At 63.7% G+C, this 12,590-nt stretch carries 17 protein-coding genes and 2 tRNA genes; 9 read left to right on the plus strand and 10 right to left on the minus strand.

Features of this window, described 5'->3' with window-relative positions; all coding sequences use genetic code 11:
• Nucleotides 1-115: 115 nt before the first annotated feature.
• On the minus strand, nucleotides 116-2,101 hold the full coding sequence (locus GJG85_RS12530) for an ATP-binding cassette domain-containing protein (RefSeq protein ID WP_175978821.1): 1,986 nt from the start codon (nucleotides 2,099-2,101) through the stop codon (nucleotides 116-118).
• Nucleotides 2,102-2,329: 228 nt separating this feature from the next.
• Complete coding sequence (locus GJG85_RS12535) at nucleotides 2,330-2,734, minus strand: DUF4399 domain-containing protein (protein ID WP_176015629.1); 405 nt, start codon at nucleotides 2,732-2,734, stop codon at nucleotides 2,330-2,332.
• A 199-nt stretch (nucleotides 2,735-2,933) separates the two neighbouring features.
• Here GJG85_RS12535 and GJG85_RS12540 point away from each other — a divergent pair, with 199 nt between their 5' ends.
• The 4 genes from GJG85_RS12540 (at nucleotide 2,934) to GJG85_RS12555 (ending at nucleotide 4,503) form a co-directional block, all read left to right on the plus strand.
• On the plus strand, nucleotides 2,934-3,116 hold the full coding sequence (locus GJG85_RS12540; protein WP_006478164.1) for a rubredoxin: 183 nt from the start codon (nucleotides 2,934-2,936) through the stop codon (nucleotides 3,114-3,116).
• Between the two features lie 148 nt (nucleotides 3,117-3,264).
• A tRNA-Arg gene (locus GJG85_RS12545) sits at nucleotides 3,265-3,339 on the plus strand.
• A gap of 576 nt (nucleotides 3,340-3,915) precedes the next feature.
• Nucleotides 3,916-4,257: a hypothetical protein gene (locus GJG85_RS12550; protein ID WP_179233142.1), complete on the plus strand. Its 342-nt coding sequence runs from the start codon at nucleotides 3,916-3,918 to the stop codon at nucleotides 4,255-4,257.
• Nucleotides 4,258-4,266: 9 nt separating this feature from the next.
• Nucleotides 4,267-4,503 carry a hypothetical protein gene (locus GJG85_RS12555; RefSeq protein WP_089468140.1) on the plus strand — a complete coding sequence of 79 codons (237 nt, stop codon included), beginning with the start codon at nucleotides 4,267-4,269 and terminating at the stop codon, nucleotides 4,501-4,503.
• Between the two features lie 601 nt (nucleotides 4,504-5,104).
• On the opposite strand, the gene GJG85_RS12560 is transcribed toward GJG85_RS12555, so the two are convergent.
• The 5 genes from GJG85_RS12560 to GJG85_RS12580 all read right to left on the minus strand — a co-directional run bounded on the left by GJG85_RS12560 (nucleotide 5,105) and on the right by GJG85_RS12580 (nucleotide 8,161).
• On the minus strand, nucleotides 5,105-6,001 hold the full coding sequence (locus GJG85_RS12560) for a DUF72 domain-containing protein (protein WP_089488715.1): 897 nt from the start codon (nucleotides 5,999-6,001) through the stop codon (nucleotides 5,105-5,107).
• 123 nt (nucleotides 6,002-6,124) lie between these two features.
• Nucleotides 6,125-6,853 (minus strand): class I SAM-dependent methyltransferase, encoded by a 729-nt coding sequence (locus GJG85_RS12565; protein WP_089488716.1) that lies wholly within the window; start codon nucleotides 6,851-6,853, stop codon nucleotides 6,125-6,127.
• Nucleotides 6,854-6,959: 106 nt separating this feature from the next.
• Complete coding sequence (locus tag GJG85_RS12570) at nucleotides 6,960-7,256, minus strand: 4Fe-4S binding protein (RefSeq protein ID WP_089488717.1); 297 nt, start codon at nucleotides 7,254-7,256, stop codon at nucleotides 6,960-6,962.
• A gap of 2 nt (nucleotides 7,257-7,258) precedes the next feature.
• Complete coding sequence (locus GJG85_RS12575) at nucleotides 7,259-7,567, minus strand: hypothetical protein (RefSeq protein ID WP_089488718.1); 309 nt, start codon at nucleotides 7,565-7,567, stop codon at nucleotides 7,259-7,261.
• A gap of 12 nt (nucleotides 7,568-7,579) precedes the next feature.
• Nucleotides 7,580-8,161 (minus strand): sigma-70 family RNA polymerase sigma factor, encoded by a 582-nt coding sequence (locus tag GJG85_RS12580; protein WP_080334378.1) that lies wholly within the window; start codon nucleotides 8,159-8,161, stop codon nucleotides 7,580-7,582.
• Between the two features lie 175 nt (nucleotides 8,162-8,336).
• Between GJG85_RS12580 and GJG85_RS12585 the strand changes: the two genes are divergently transcribed.
• Nucleotides 8,337-8,413, plus strand: a tRNA-Met gene (locus GJG85_RS12585).
• A gap of 208 nt (nucleotides 8,414-8,621) precedes the next feature.
• Complete coding sequence (locus tag GJG85_RS12590) at nucleotides 8,622-8,954, plus strand: hypothetical protein (RefSeq protein ID WP_050017473.1); 333 nt, start codon at nucleotides 8,622-8,624, stop codon at nucleotides 8,952-8,954.
• 60 nt (nucleotides 8,955-9,014) lie between these two features.
• Here the strand turns inward: GJG85_RS12590 and GJG85_RS12595 are convergent, their stop codons facing one another.
• On the minus strand, nucleotides 9,015-9,755 hold the full coding sequence (locus tag GJG85_RS12595; RefSeq protein ID WP_050017472.1) for an SDR family NAD(P)-dependent oxidoreductase: 741 nt from the start codon (nucleotides 9,753-9,755) through the stop codon (nucleotides 9,015-9,017).
• A 115-nt stretch (nucleotides 9,756-9,870) separates the two neighbouring features.
• Here GJG85_RS12595 and GJG85_RS12600 point away from each other — a divergent pair, with 115 nt between their 5' ends.
• A complete protein-coding gene (locus GJG85_RS12600) occupies nucleotides 9,871-10,494 on the plus strand; it encodes a TetR/AcrR family transcriptional regulator (protein WP_050017471.1) in 624 nt (207 codons plus the stop codon).
• Between the two features lie 30 nt (nucleotides 10,495-10,524).
• On the opposite strand, the gene eco is transcribed toward GJG85_RS12600, so the two are convergent.
• Complete coding sequence (gene eco, locus GJG85_RS12605) at nucleotides 10,525-11,025, minus strand: serine protease inhibitor ecotin (RefSeq protein ID WP_089488719.1); 501 nt, start codon at nucleotides 11,023-11,025, stop codon at nucleotides 10,525-10,527.
• A 143-nt stretch (nucleotides 11,026-11,168) separates the two neighbouring features.
• Here eco and GJG85_RS12610 point away from each other — a divergent pair, with 143 nt between their 5' ends.
• The gene (locus GJG85_RS12610) at nucleotides 11,169-11,483 is read left to right on the plus strand and encodes a hypothetical protein (protein WP_050017469.1); all 315 of its coding nucleotides are present in this window, start codon (nucleotides 11,169-11,171) and stop codon (nucleotides 11,481-11,483) included.
• Nucleotides 11,484-11,668: 185 nt separating this feature from the next.
• Here GJG85_RS12610 and GJG85_RS12615 read toward each other — a convergent pair whose 3' ends face one another.
• Nucleotides 11,669-12,070, minus strand: coding sequence for a hypothetical protein (locus GJG85_RS12615; RefSeq protein ID WP_089488720.1), 402 nt, complete (start codon nucleotides 12,068-12,070; stop codon nucleotides 11,669-11,671).
• 117 nt (nucleotides 12,071-12,187) lie between these two features.
• Between GJG85_RS12615 and GJG85_RS12620 the strand changes: the two genes are divergently transcribed.
• Nucleotides 12,188-12,568 (plus strand): DUF5594 family protein, encoded by a 381-nt coding sequence (locus tag GJG85_RS12620; RefSeq protein WP_050017467.1) that lies wholly within the window; start codon nucleotides 12,188-12,190, stop codon nucleotides 12,566-12,568.
• Nucleotides 12,569-12,590 lie beyond the last annotated feature (22 nt).

A 12,590-nucleotide genomic window follows, 5' to 3' on the forward strand; every position in this document is an offset into this window, starting at 1 on the left:
TGCTTGGACTGCTCCGAAAGCGGGCGCGCGGCGTGTGCGGCGCGACCCTGGACGCGCGGTATTTTACTGGTTCCGCGTGGCGCGCCAATCGCGGGATCGGCGCGCACCGCGCGCGTCACACCGGCTTGCGCTTCGCCTCGAGCGTTTCCCACCGTTCGAGCGCGGCGAGCAGTTCGTCGTCGATCGCCGCGAACCGCTCGGTCAGGCGCGTGCCTTCCTGCGGATCCTTCGCGAAAATCGCGCCGTCCTCGAGCTGCGCATTGATCGTCTTCTGCTCCGCTTCGAGCGCGGCGATCTTCTCCGGCAGCGAATCGAGCTCGCGCTGCTCGTTGAACGACAGCTTCACCGTGCGCTGCGCGTTGCGGCCGGCCGCGCTCTTCGCCGGTTCGTCCTTCGCGGGCGCCGCCTCCTTGACCGCGCGCTTCGCCGCTTCCTGCTGCGCGAGCTGCTCCGAGCGCTCGCTCTGGATCTGCCAGTCGGTGAAGCCGCCGACGTATTCGCGCCACTTGCCGTCGCCCTCGGCCGCGATCACCGACGTCACGACGTTGTCGAGGAACGCGCGATCGTGGCTGACCAGCAGCACCGTGCCGTCGTAGTCGGCCAGCAGTTCTTCGAGGAGTTCGAGCGTCGGGATGTCGAGGTCGTTGGTCGGTTCGTCGAGCACCAGCACGTTGGCCGGGCGCGCGAACAGGCGCGCGAGCAGCAGCCGGTTACGCTCGCCGCCCGACAGCGACTTCACCGGCGAACGCGCGCGTTCCGGCGCGAACAGGAAATCGCCGAGATAGCTCATCACGTGCTTGCGCACGCCGCCGATCTCGACCCATTCGCTGCCGGGGCTGATCGTGTCGGCCAGGCTCTTCTCCTGGTCGAGCTGCGCGCGCATCTGGTCGAAATACGCGACCTGCAGGTTCGTACCGGTGCGCACCGTGCCTTCGTCGGGCTTCAGGTCGCCGAGAATCAGCTTCAGCAACGTCGTCTTGCCGGCGCCGTTCGGGCCGACGAAGCCGATCTTGTCGCCGCGCATGACCGTCGTCGAGAAGCGGTCGACCACCGTGCGGCCGCCGTAGCGCTTCGTCACGTCGGTCAGCTCCGCGACGATCTTGCCGGACTTTTCGCCCTGCGCGACGTCGAGCTTCACGTTGCCCTGCGCATTGCGGCGCTCCGCGCGCTCGTTGCGCATCTGCACGAGCCGCGCGATGCGACCGACGCTGCGCGTGCGGCGCGCCTCGACGCCCTTGCGGATCCACACTTCTTCCTGCGCGAGCAGCTTGTCGAACTTCTCGTTCTCCACGCGCTCGACTTCGAGCTGCTGCGCCTTGCGCGTCTGGTACGCGGAGAAATTGCCCGGGTACGACAGCAGCCGGCCGCGATCGAGCTCGACGATGCGCGTCGCGACGCGATCGAGAAACGCGCGATCGTGGGTGATGAACAGCAGGCCCGCGCGCTGCGCGACGAGCAGCTCCTCGAGCCAGCGGATGCCGTCGAAGTCGAGGTGGTTGGTCGGTTCGTCGAGCAGCAGCACGTCGGGCTGCAGCACCAGTGCGCGCGCCAGTGCGACGCGCTTCTGCATCCCGCCCGACAGCGCGTCGACGCTTGCGTCGCCGTCCGTCAGGCCGATTTGCGCGAGCGTCATCGACACGCGCGTACGCCAGTTCCACGCGTCGTGCGCATCGAGCGACGACTGCAGCGCGTTCATCCGCGCGAGCAGCGCATCGTGCTCGGCGCCCTCCGGTATCTCCGCGAGGCGGTGCGCGATCGAATCGTATTCTTCGAGCAGTTCGCGCGTATGCCCGAGCCCCGACGCGACCGCGTCGAACACCGTCGCGCCTGGCTCGAATTCGGGCTCCTGCGGCACGTAGACGGTCACGAGCTCCTGCTGGCGCGTGACCAGCCCGTCGTCGGGCTTCGCGAGATCGGCGACGATCTTCAGCAGCGACGACTTGCCCGCGCCGTTGCGGCCGATCAGGCCGACCCGCTCGCCGGCTTCCAGCGAGAAATCCGCGTGATCGAGCAACGCGACGTGACCGAACGCGAGCTGCGCGCCGGTAATGGAATAGAGCGACATGGGGAGACGGCGAAGAGAGAAATCGGAAGCGCCCATTGTACCGGGCGCGGAGGCCGGCATCGGCTCGGCTGGATGGACGAGTGCCGCGGGGCGTTTCCGATGGGCGCCGACGCGGTATCGTGGGCGGTGTGGCCGACCTCCGGTTTTCGGATGCCGGCTACGGTTTGCGTGCCCGCATGAGCACGCGGATGCGGGCCGGATGCCAGGGGCCGGCCGATCGGCAGATCCCCCGCGGCGCATCGCGCGCCAGCGCGGGATGCACGGTTATTTCACGTTGACCGTGATCGTCGAGCTCAGTTCGGGACCGTACGAACGGTGCGCGCCGTCACCGAATTGCAGCGTCAGCGTGTGCTGGCCGGGCGGCAGCTTCACGTCGGTCTCGGTCTGGGCCTTGCCGAAATGCAGCGAACGTTCGCTCGCCGGGATCACGTCGCCTTTCGGAATCGGCCGGCCGTCGATCAGCAGGTGATGGTGACCGGTATCCGGCGTCATGTCGCCGGCCGGCTTCAGCGCCATGCCTTCGAGACCGAACTTCACATGCACCGGATTCGACACCGTCGCACCGTCGCTCGGCGCTTCGAAATACACGCGCGCCTCGGCCCGCGCGATCGTCGACACGGCCATCGCCGCGACGCATACCGCACCTGCGATCCACTTTCTGTTCAGCATCGCATTCTCCTTATGATTGGACAGCCTCGGAAGCATACACCGCACGAACAGCGGGCGTGTTTCAGTTGCGTTGTTCGCGATGCGTACGTTTAAAACGACGTTGCGCTGGCGTTCGACGAAATTCCGGTAACATTGCGCCTTTCGTCCGCCAGCGAGGCTGCGGACGGCATCGCCGAATTTTCTTTATCCCGAGCGCAACATGAGCGAAGTAACCGAATACCAGAGCTGGGTCTGCCTGATTTGCGGGTGGGTCTACAACGAAGCGGAAGGGCTGCCCGACGAAGGCATTCCGGCCGGCACGCGTTTCGCCGACATTCCCGCGGACTGGCGCTGCCCGCTGTGCGACGTGGGCAAGGAAGATTTCGTCGTCGTCGATTTCTGAGTTTCTGTTTCGGTCGCGGGTGATCTCGCGATACGCGCGTCGCGGGTGCATTCCGCCCCGCCGACGCGCCGCGCGTTTGCTATACTCTGCGCGCTGTCCACACCGCCGTCCGGCTCGCGGTTTTTCGCGCGATTGCCCGGATATGGCTCTCCCCGTAGTTCAATGGATAGAACAAGCGCCTCCTAAGCGCTAGATACAGGTTCGATTCCTGTCGGGGGGACCAGCGATACCCCATCCCAGCCTTACGCGACAAATCTCTTCACCGAGTTTGGCGTAAATTTGGCGTAGCAGCGATTGCTTCCACTCACCTCCTGTTCCACGAAGCCAAAAGGGTGACCCCTCCGGGTATCGTATGATGTATATCGATCGGAATCGGAGAGCATGTCGCATGGCGTCAGTGACTATCGATATAGGGTCTGGGAAGCGAGCCACGTTGTCTAACAACGGTGGAGTAAGTCGATCCGCGGAACAGCGGGCAGCCGTCTCAGAATTGATGCTCCATTGGCCGAAATACTCGGGACTACTGACAGGGGCCGTTGGCTATCTCCGAGATTTGGGACTAGCCGGGTCACTCTCCGGCGATCCCGTAGCCGCGCTCCGATCCGCCATAGAGGACGGGAGAGTGTCCGTATCAATCGATCGTCCGACGGCCCATGGCGGGGCGGCTGGAGGTTCGCCCTCAACCCCGCCTTTCCCCAAGGCTAGTAGGCTCGCCAGCGTGCCGGCGTCGGCTGGACTACCGATAGATAAGCCACTACCTTCTTGGGCCACGCCTAGCGACGTGTCCGCTGGCGAACTGATGAGCTATCTGCAAAGCGTTGTCGGAATCGGCGGCGCTGGCGGTGCCGCTAAATTCGCAGGAGGTGCGAATTTCACTGACTCCGCCTCACTCAGTGACGCGTCTCCGTTCGATTATTCAGCGGACACCTTGGGCGACGCGGTTCAAGTAGCAGGAATCGACCGAGGCGATATGATGGCCTGCGACATCATCAAAGCCGAATGCAAGGGCTCAGTGCTCCGCGAGTTTCCGGGGCAGTATTTGAATTCGACGCTCAACGAGATTCAAGGCGACGCGAGCGACGGTATCAAAGAGGCGCGTAAGGCGCTCAAGTTGCTCAACGATAATCGATTCAAGAAATAGGTACCCGATATGACCACCAATACACTGTTTCATCTGCTCGACCGGCTCGACTCCGCGAAAATTCACTACACCCTGAGCCGCAATCGACCCGATACGGTCTTGGTCTCGGTTACCGTGGTTGGGATGCGAGTCGAAATAGACGTGTTCCGAGACGGGCATACGGAGGTTTGCATTTTTCGGGGTACGGAGGAGCCTACCGACGATGCCAATGCGCTGGACCAGATTATCGAGGCGAATCGAGACTGATTTTTATGGAGTTCTATTTCGCGCGCCTATCACTGACATACGGATAGCGCCGAATCTAATCGCCGAAGGGCGGTCAGATATCAAAAAATCAGGAGCACAACCCTTTGCGTGACGTCCGGTCGATAGGCAGAAGTGAGGCAAACGCTGGCCGACATCCCATCGTGACGCGCACCGAGTAGTCATGTGCACAGCTGCTGCTCCACCGGTATCATTGGCGTCACCAAAGACCAGGCAGCGTGGGACAACCACCTGCCAAGATATTCAAAACGCAACAACGAATCGCCGGAGGAGGCCATGGGGATCCCGTTTCCACGGGGTGCGGAGTGGCGCGTGTGGGATTTGCAAGTTCACACACCGTTCTCCGCCCTCAATAACGGTTTCGGTAGTGACTTCGATGCTTATGCAAAGACGCTCTTCCTGAAGGCCATCGAGAAGGGGGTTGCAGTCATCGGGGTAACCGATTACTTCCTTGAAGACGGGTACCGACGCCTACGCGAGTTGCAAGGTGACACCGCTCGGCTTGACGCACTTATTGGCGCAGAGATCGAACGGGCAACGACCGTCGCCCCGGCCTCCGACAAAACGTGTGAATCAATATGCATCATGATGCGATGGTCTCGACCAGACGCCTCATCGTTCCGGCATTACGCTGCGCGACGTCGCGGTAGCAGTTATTGAACATGACATGCGTGTATGCCGCGCGCCCCGCCACTTCCATGATCGGTCGAGCGAGGTCACGCAATTCGTCCTCGCTGTACTCATAGTTGAACCGCTCGGCCACCGACGCCGACCCGCTCCAGGTCGACGCATTGCGGCCATGCAGCCGCACGATCGCGAGGTCGGGTGACGTCACCTCCCACACCGAATGCACACGCTTCGTCACGCCTTCCGGCGCATCGACGATGACATGCACGATTCCGCGCGCGCGCTCCATTGCAAGCGTCGACGCACGGTGCTTGTCGTCGAACCAGCTCTCATGCCGAAACTCGAACGCAGTCAGCAGCGGTTGCATGCGCTCCGCACAGTGCTCGACGTGCGCGAGGGACTTCGGCGCCGCGGTCACCCAGTGAGGGAACTGGAACAGCACCGCCCCGAGCTTGCCCGCCTCGTATAGCGGGCGCAGTGCTTCGAAGAAGCGCGACCACAGTTCCTCAATGATCGACGGCGGCACATCCTTGTAGTACAGGTTCTTTTTTCCCGTGCTCGGAAGTTCGCCCTGCAGATCCTTCGGGAAGAACTTTGGCTCGGTCTGGTGGCCGGTGAAGAGTCGGAACGCCTTCATGTCGAAGACGAATCCCGGCGGCGTGCGTTCGACCCACAGCGCGCTGTTGCTGGCGCTCGGCATCGCGTAGTAAGACGAATCGACCTCGACCACCGGGAAAACGCTGGCGTAGTAGCGCAGGCGCGCCTCGGCGCTACTGCAACCGGGAGGATAAAAGGCACGCGACTCGATCAGCGTCTTGTCGGTCCACGAAGCCGTACCCACGAGAATCGACATGGCCGTCGCCCCCCGTATCGGATCTTGACTGCCGTAGCTTATCGCGAAATATACTGGCTACACGGAAAGGCCGTCGTGCTGTAGGGCATGTTCGGGGACGGGTCCAGCTCTATGCTCCCGGATTCACCAGCCCCCTTGCGCAACAACAACCGTAAACTCCACCCCCGACTCAAAATCCAGCGTCGTGGTCGAAAACCGCGGATCCTCGTCGAGGTAGTGCTTATACGGTCGAACGGCGTCCTCGGCCGTGTACATGTTGTCGGCCAGCACGACCGATCCCGGTCGCAGCAGGCGCTCGATCTGCTTGAACAGCTTCAGATAGGCGTCGGCCCAGACGTCGATAAACACCATGTCGACAGTCCCGTCCAGTTCGGCAACCGTGTCGAATACATCGCCCTCGCGCAAGTCGACATAGTCGTCCAGGCCCGCTGCTTCGACGTGAGCCCGCAAACGCGTGCACTTGAGCGCATCGCCTTCGGTCGCGATGACGACGCCACGGCCGAACGTACGCAGCGCGTCGGCGAAATACAAAGTCGACACGCCGCAGGAACTGCCGAGTTCGAGGATTCTGGTCGGCCGTTGCGCCAGCACCATGTTGCGCAGGAACCTTCCCGTTTCCGCCGACACGGCCAACGATAAAGCACTGCCTGCCGATGACTCGAAATCTTCGGTGAACAGGCCGAACGTTTCGAGAAAACGCCCACGCAGCCTCGGCGCGAGTGCTTCGTATTCGTCGACGAGTGTCGGAAACGCCTCGTTCGGCCCTTGGAACTGCGCTCGAGCGCGGGCAATGATTTCGCTCCGGCTTTCTTCATGAAGCCGTTGCAAAAGAGCGTTGGTGGTAGAAACCAAGTGCGTTCCTTGATGAGTTTGATCACGTAGACGGCGTATCCGGCAGCAGCCATCTGCCATCAGGCCTGCTGCTGCGCCGCTCCATCATCGGCAAGCACGAGCGACGCTATGCCCGTCGCGCAAGCGTGATTGCGCGCTCAGGACACGCTGTCACGCAACGCCCGCAGGACCGGCACGCGTCCGCATTCGGCGTATACGCGACTTTCATCCCATGCACGCGCAGCTTCAACCGATGCATCAAACCAAGATCGAGATAATCGGCCTGATCGATGCGACGGATCTCGAACACGTCTTCAGGGCAAACGGTCACGCAATCCCCCTTCCCTTCGCAACGTTTCAGATTGACGACCGGCGCAATCACGCCCGCCTTCTGCTTGCAGTCGACTGTTGATTTCTCGCGCATGATCACTCCTCGGTAGGCCGCTTGCCGCGCGATCGCCATGCGGCCCGGAATTGCTCGCGTTCTTCGGGCGTCATGGCGTCCCACTTCCGCCAGTGACGCCGGCCGTGCCAGCCGCGGTGTCCGCGGAATCCGCCGAACAGGATGCGGCTCAATACAAGTAGCCCCAGCGCATGGGCGAAATCAATCGTCCGGGCACCGACGAATAACCCCGGCATCACCCAGTTCCACAGCATCATGACGACCCACCCGAGCACGCCGATGGCGACCACCACGAGCAGCGCCTTGCCCGCACATCTGATTCGAAAATTCATCCGTCGACTCCTCTAGATATCCAGTTCGTCATAAATCGGTTGCAGTCGCGCACGCAGATGCAGAACCGCATATCGTTTGCGCGCGAGCAGCGTATTGAGCGTGACGCCGCTTTCCGCGGCCATCTCCTTGAAGGACCGCCCTTCCAGTTCGTGCGCGATAAAAACCTCGCGTTGATTCGCCGGCAGTTCGTCGAGCGCATCCTGCAACGCCTTGAGCAACAGCGTGCGAGCGTAGAGCGCTTCAGGACCAGCATCGTGCGACGGTAGCGCGAGATCCAGGCGATACTCGCTGTCCGCGTCGTCGTCGGCATCGAGCAGATCGGCCAGCGGCTGCTCCTTCCTCTTGCGAAAACGATCGATGATGCGATTACGCGCGGTACGGAACAGCCACGCGCTCGCCTGTTCGATTGGCGCCGGAAGCCGATAAGCCTGCACGAATTCGTGAAGCACATCCTGCAGAACGTCCTCGGCATCGTCCGGGTCGCGAATCCGACGCCGAATGAAATTCCCTAGCCTCGTTCGTTCACGCATCACTGTCGCGGTGATGTCGCGGTCTGGGTCGGTCATCGTTTGCGAAGTGGGTGGCGGTTCCATGCGTCTGAAGACGTTTCAGGCGCGCGAATATTGTGGCGAATGTGGAAAATTTCCGGCTATACGCGTCGGCTTCACTGCGTTGCAGTGGCTTCAAGGAACAGGCCCGATATGGCACCGGGACTGCCGCCGCACGAATCGATTGACTCTAAGCCTCAACCCGAAGTACACTTCGCGCCGCGGGGTGGAGCAGTCTGGCAGCTCGTCGGGCTCATAACCCGAAGGTCGTAGGTTCAAATCCTACCCCCGCAACCAAATGCCGAAGCCCGCTTTGCGAAAGCAAGCGGGCTTTTTGCTGTCTGGGGGATATTGCCGCGCATGCGGCGCAGCACACGAAGATGGGTAGTCGACCGTTCACCGTGACGTGCGACACGCGATCGCACCTCGTCCATTCTCCGAGGACATGCAGCGAACATTGCGTAGAATTCCGAACCTTCTTCGGTTCAGCACACGGACTTCTCGAATGATTCGAACGATCGCGGCGCTCGCCGCGCTTTCAGCGATAACCGCCACGGCCAACGCCGCCGACACCGGCACGGCGCCTGCCAAGCAACGCTACGTCAGCCCGGGCATCGCCAACGTCACTGCCTCGGCAGCCCCTCGCCCGGAAAGCACCTCTCCCGACGCGCGGTGCCGGGAACTGGCCGCCGGCATCGATGCGCTCACGCACTCGCCCGACCGCGGCCACCGAGTCGTGCGCGGCATGGGCCCGGACGGCAAGCCGCGCAACGAACTGCACGCGTACGACAAACGGGCCGACCTGGAAGCCGAGCACGTGCGCCTCGGCTGCCAATAACGAACCACGACGAACAACGAGCGCACCGTTACCCGGCCTACTCACGCCGGGCATCGGTCTTTACGCGTTCGCGCCGCCGTCGATCGTCAACCCGGTCCCATTGATCGACCGCCCTTCCGGCCCGACGACGAACGCCACGAGCGCAGCCACGTCGTCGGCCTTGCCGTACTGCTGAATCGCCATCCGCGAACGTTGCGCATCGGCATGCTCGCCATCGGCGGGGTTCATATCGGTATCGGTGGAACCCGGATGCACGATGTTGACCGTGATGCCGCGCGAGCCGAGATCGCGCGCGAGCCCCTGCGTCCAGCCGATGAGTGCGGCCTTGCTCGCCGCATAGAGGCTCATCCCCGCATCAGGCACGCGTGTCGCGAGGCAACTGCCGGTCGACACGATGCGCCCGCCTTCCGCGAGATGCCGCGCCGCCGCCTGCGACGCGACGATCACCGCGCGCACGTTCACGTTCAGCGTCGCGTCGATATCGTCGAGCGTGAGGTCGTCCAGCGCGCCGGCCCGGAAAATCCCCGCGTTGTTGACGAGAATGTCCAGGCCGCCGAACGTCTCCGCGGCACGATCGACCGCGTTGCGCACGGCCACCGGATCCGCGCTGTCGGCCTGGATCGCGATGGCGCGACGGCCCAACGCCTCGATGCCGGCGACGACGGCCTGCGCCCGCTCGGCCGATTTTTCATACGTGATCGCCACGTCCGCGCCGTCAGCCGCCAGCCGTTTCGCGATCGCCGCGCCGATGCCGCGGCTGCCGCCCGTGATGAGTGCACGCTTGCCCTGAAGTCGATTCATGTCGGTTCCTTTCCTCATTTATGTAACAACCGACACAGAATGTGGGAAGTTGCGCCGCACAGTCAATTGATTTATTTTATCGATCGATACAGATATCGACGAAGGAACGGACGCAATGGCTGAACGAGGCCGACCGAGAAGCTTCGACAAGGAAGCGGCGCTGGATCGCGCGATGGAGGTGTTCTGGCGTCTCGGCTACGAAGGCGCGTCGATGACGGACCTGACGGCCGCGATGGGCATCGCGTCGCCGAGCCTGTATGCGGCCTTCGGCAGCAAGGAAGCGTTGTTCCGGCAAGCGCTCGAGCATTACCGCGCAACCGAGGGGCGAGAAATCTGGGGCGGTGTCGAACGGGCGGCCAGCGCGCGCGACGCCGTGCAGAGTTACCTGATGGATACCGCACGCGTGTTCACGCGGCGCTCGAAGCCGGCCGGCTGCCTGATCGTGCTGTCGGCGCTGCATCCGGCCGAACGTTCCGATATGGTCCGGCAAACGTTGATCGCGATGCGCGAGGGCACGGTCGACGCGCTGCGGGAACGCCTCGTGCAAGGCGTCGCGGCAGGCGAAATATCAACGCACGCGAACCTCGACGCGATCGCGCGCTACTACGTGACGGTTCAGCAGGGCATGTCGATCCAGGCGCGCGACGGCGCGAGCCGCCGCGATCTGGAGGCCGTCGCACAGGCCGCGCTGGCCGCATGGCCGGCGCTCGTCGGCACGAGCAGCGCGGCCGGTGTATAGGTAGCGGCAGGACACCGCCGAAAGGAAAGATTACTGCTTCGCCGCTTGCTGCACGTCTTTCGACGCATGCCACACGCGATAGCGCACGTCGAAACCGTCCGGTACATAGACGACGAGCGGCAGGCGGCTGTTGTAGCGCAGCAGTTGACCGTCACTGCGCACCTGCACGAACCGTTGCTGCGGCGCCTGGCCCGGGCACGCCATCAGTGTCGACGCCGGCCCCTTCACGTCGGTGAGCCGGTAGTACGTATAGCCCCAGCCCTTCACGTCCTCGGCAGTCAGCTCGCCGCCGAACCACTGCTGGTTGCAGTCGGTCTGCAGCGTCTTGCCGATCATCAGCTCGACGCGCGCGTCGCCCTCGTTCTCGAGCGCGGGCAGCGCGATCACGACGCGCTGCTGGCCGGTCGCCGCCTGCGGAAACATCTTGATCGACTCGGCCGACACGGCGGGCGCGGAAGCCGGCGCGGCCGCGCATGCGGCGGCGGTTGTCACGCAGAAGGCGGCCAGCGCGGCCCGGATCGCGAATTTCATTGATGTGCTCCTGAAAAACAAATGAGCCCCCGATGCTAACACTTTCGTCACACGACCTTACGATGCTGTAATTTGGCGACACAATTGCAAACAGCCGGCAATCCCCGGGCGCGGTACTTATAGCGGAACCAACGGAGAACATCATGCTGAAGCTCATTGCTGCCGCCGGCGTCGCCACCCTGCTGGCCGGCTGCGTCGTCGCCCCGGACGCCGGATACGGCTACGGGCAGCCTTACTATTCCGATCCCGGCTATGCGTACGCGCCGTCCCCCGTGTACGGCACGGTCAATATCTGGGGCGGTGGCGGCGGACGCGACTGGGATCGCGGCCGCCGCGACTACCATCGCTGGGACGGCGATCGCGGCGATCGCGGCAACCGCGGCAACGGCTGGGGCCGCGGCGGCGGACACCGCGGCGACTGGAACGAAGGCGGCGGTGGCGGCGGTCATCGCCACTGACGCGCAATTGCAACCGTTTGTATCCGCGCACGGCGCGCCGAAGGCCGGCGGCGCATCGCTCCGGCCAACGAACCGGCCGCACAAAAAGACAAAGGCCCTCGCATCGAGCGAGGGCCTTTCGTCGTCCGGCCCGGCGAAGCGAGCATCGACGGGTAACGGCCAACCGGCCCGAAACCCGCGCGCGCTCACCAGCCGGCAGGCCGCGCGTAGCCGCCCTGCACCGGCGCCCCGCACACGTACGCGCGCTGGTAACGGTCGTAGCAATAGTTCGGGCCGTCGTCCTGGTACTGCACCTGCTGATAGGTCGGGTAGGCAGGCTGCTGGTACGCGGGCGCCTGGTAGTACGTCGGCGGCTGATAGGCCGGCGCCTGGTACGCGGGCGCCTGATACGCGACGGGCGGATTCATCGCGGACGTCACGATCGCGCCGAGCACCGCGCCGCCGATCAATGCGCCGATGACGGCGCCGCCATCGCGGCCGTGCGCGGACGCCGGGCCCGCGACCGCGAGCGAACCGGCAAGGACACACACTGCGGCAATCTTTTTCATGATGGACTCCCACGCGAAGTGGTACTGGATGCGATGCATTGTGGCGGGACGCGGCCGTAATAGATGCAGCAAGTGGTAACGCGCGATTACCGGTATCGCTCGCGCCGAAACGCGTCGTCGCCGTGCTACGATTTTCGGCAGACAGGAGACGCCTTCATGCAGCCCGAAACCGCCCGCCGTTTCGATACCGAATTCGCACCGCGCATCGCGCAGGCGATCGCCGCATTCTTCGCCGATCACGTTCAGACCGACGTCGTCCCCTATGGCGGGCACGGGCACCCGACGCGCGTGCAGATCCGCAGCGCGCCGCACGAGCACGTGAGCGGCTTCGTGTATCCGCTGAACCTGGAACTGACCTGGGACACCGACGAAATCGAGCGGCTGATGGAGCCGGACGGCCCGCAGCGCTTCGAGCACTATCTCGCCGCGTTGCCGAAAAAGCTGAGCGCATGGCAAAGCGCACGCGACATCGATCTCGCGTCGCGCACGCAGGCCGACCCGCTCGTGCGGCTCGGCGGCCTCGACTTCGAAGGCTGAATGCGCGCGCCAGCAGACCCCC

This window comes from Burkholderia sp. MS389 (genome assembly GCF_016899425.1).
GTDB lineage: Bacteria > Pseudomonadota > Gammaproteobacteria > Burkholderiales > Burkholderiaceae > Burkholderia > Burkholderia sola.

Coding starts and splice junctions, on each gene's coding strand:
- GJG85_RS12530 (WP_175978821.1), bottom strand. CDS start 2,101: ATGGGCGCTTCCGATTTCTCTCTTCGCCGTCTCCCCATGTCGCTCTAT.
- GJG85_RS12535 (WP_176015629.1), bottom strand. CDS start 2,734: ATGCTGAACAGAAAGTGGATCGCAGGTGCGGTATGCGTCGCGGCGATG.
- GJG85_RS12540 (WP_006478164.1), top strand. CDS start 2,934: ATGAGCGAAGTAACCGAATACCAGAGCTGGGTCTGCCTGATTTGCGGG.
- GJG85_RS12550 (WP_179233142.1), top strand. CDS start 3,916: ATGAGCTATCTGCAAAGCGTTGTCGGAATCGGCGGCGCTGGCGGTGCC.
- GJG85_RS12555 (WP_089468140.1), top strand. CDS start 4,267: ATGACCACCAATACACTGTTTCATCTGCTCGACCGGCTCGACTCCGCG.
- GJG85_RS12560 (WP_089488715.1), bottom strand. CDS start 6,001: ATGTCGATTCTCGTGGGTACGGCTTCGTGGACCGACAAGACGCTGATC.
- GJG85_RS12570 (WP_089488717.1), bottom strand. CDS start 7,256: ATGCGCGAGAAATCAACAGTCGACTGCAAGCAGAAGGCGGGCGTGATT.
- GJG85_RS12575 (WP_089488718.1), bottom strand. CDS start 7,567: ATGAATTTTCGAATCAGATGTGCGGGCAAGGCGCTGCTCGTGGTGGTC.
- GJG85_RS12580 (WP_080334378.1), bottom strand. CDS start 8,161: ATGGAACCGCCACCCACTTCGCAAACGATGACCGACCCAGACCGCGAC.
- GJG85_RS12590 (WP_050017473.1), top strand. CDS start 8,622: ATGATTCGAACGATCGCGGCGCTCGCCGCGCTTTCAGCGATAACCGCC.
- GJG85_RS12595 (WP_050017472.1), bottom strand. CDS start 9,755: ATGAATCGACTTCAGGGCAAGCGTGCACTCATCACGGGCGGCAGCCGC.
- GJG85_RS12600 (WP_050017471.1), top strand. CDS start 9,871: ATGGCTGAACGAGGCCGACCGAGAAGCTTCGACAAGGAAGCGGCGCTG.
- eco (WP_089488719.1), bottom strand. CDS start 11,025: ATGAAATTCGCGATCCGGGCCGCGCTGGCCGCCTTCTGCGTGACAACC.
- GJG85_RS12610 (WP_050017469.1), top strand. CDS start 11,169: ATGCTGAAGCTCATTGCTGCCGCCGGCGTCGCCACCCTGCTGGCCGGC.
- GJG85_RS12615 (WP_089488720.1), bottom strand. CDS start 12,070: ATGCATCGCATCCAGTACCACTTCGCGTGGGAGTCCATCATGAAAAAG.
- GJG85_RS12620 (WP_050017467.1), top strand. CDS start 12,188: ATGCAGCCCGAAACCGCCCGCCGTTTCGATACCGAATTCGCACCGCGC.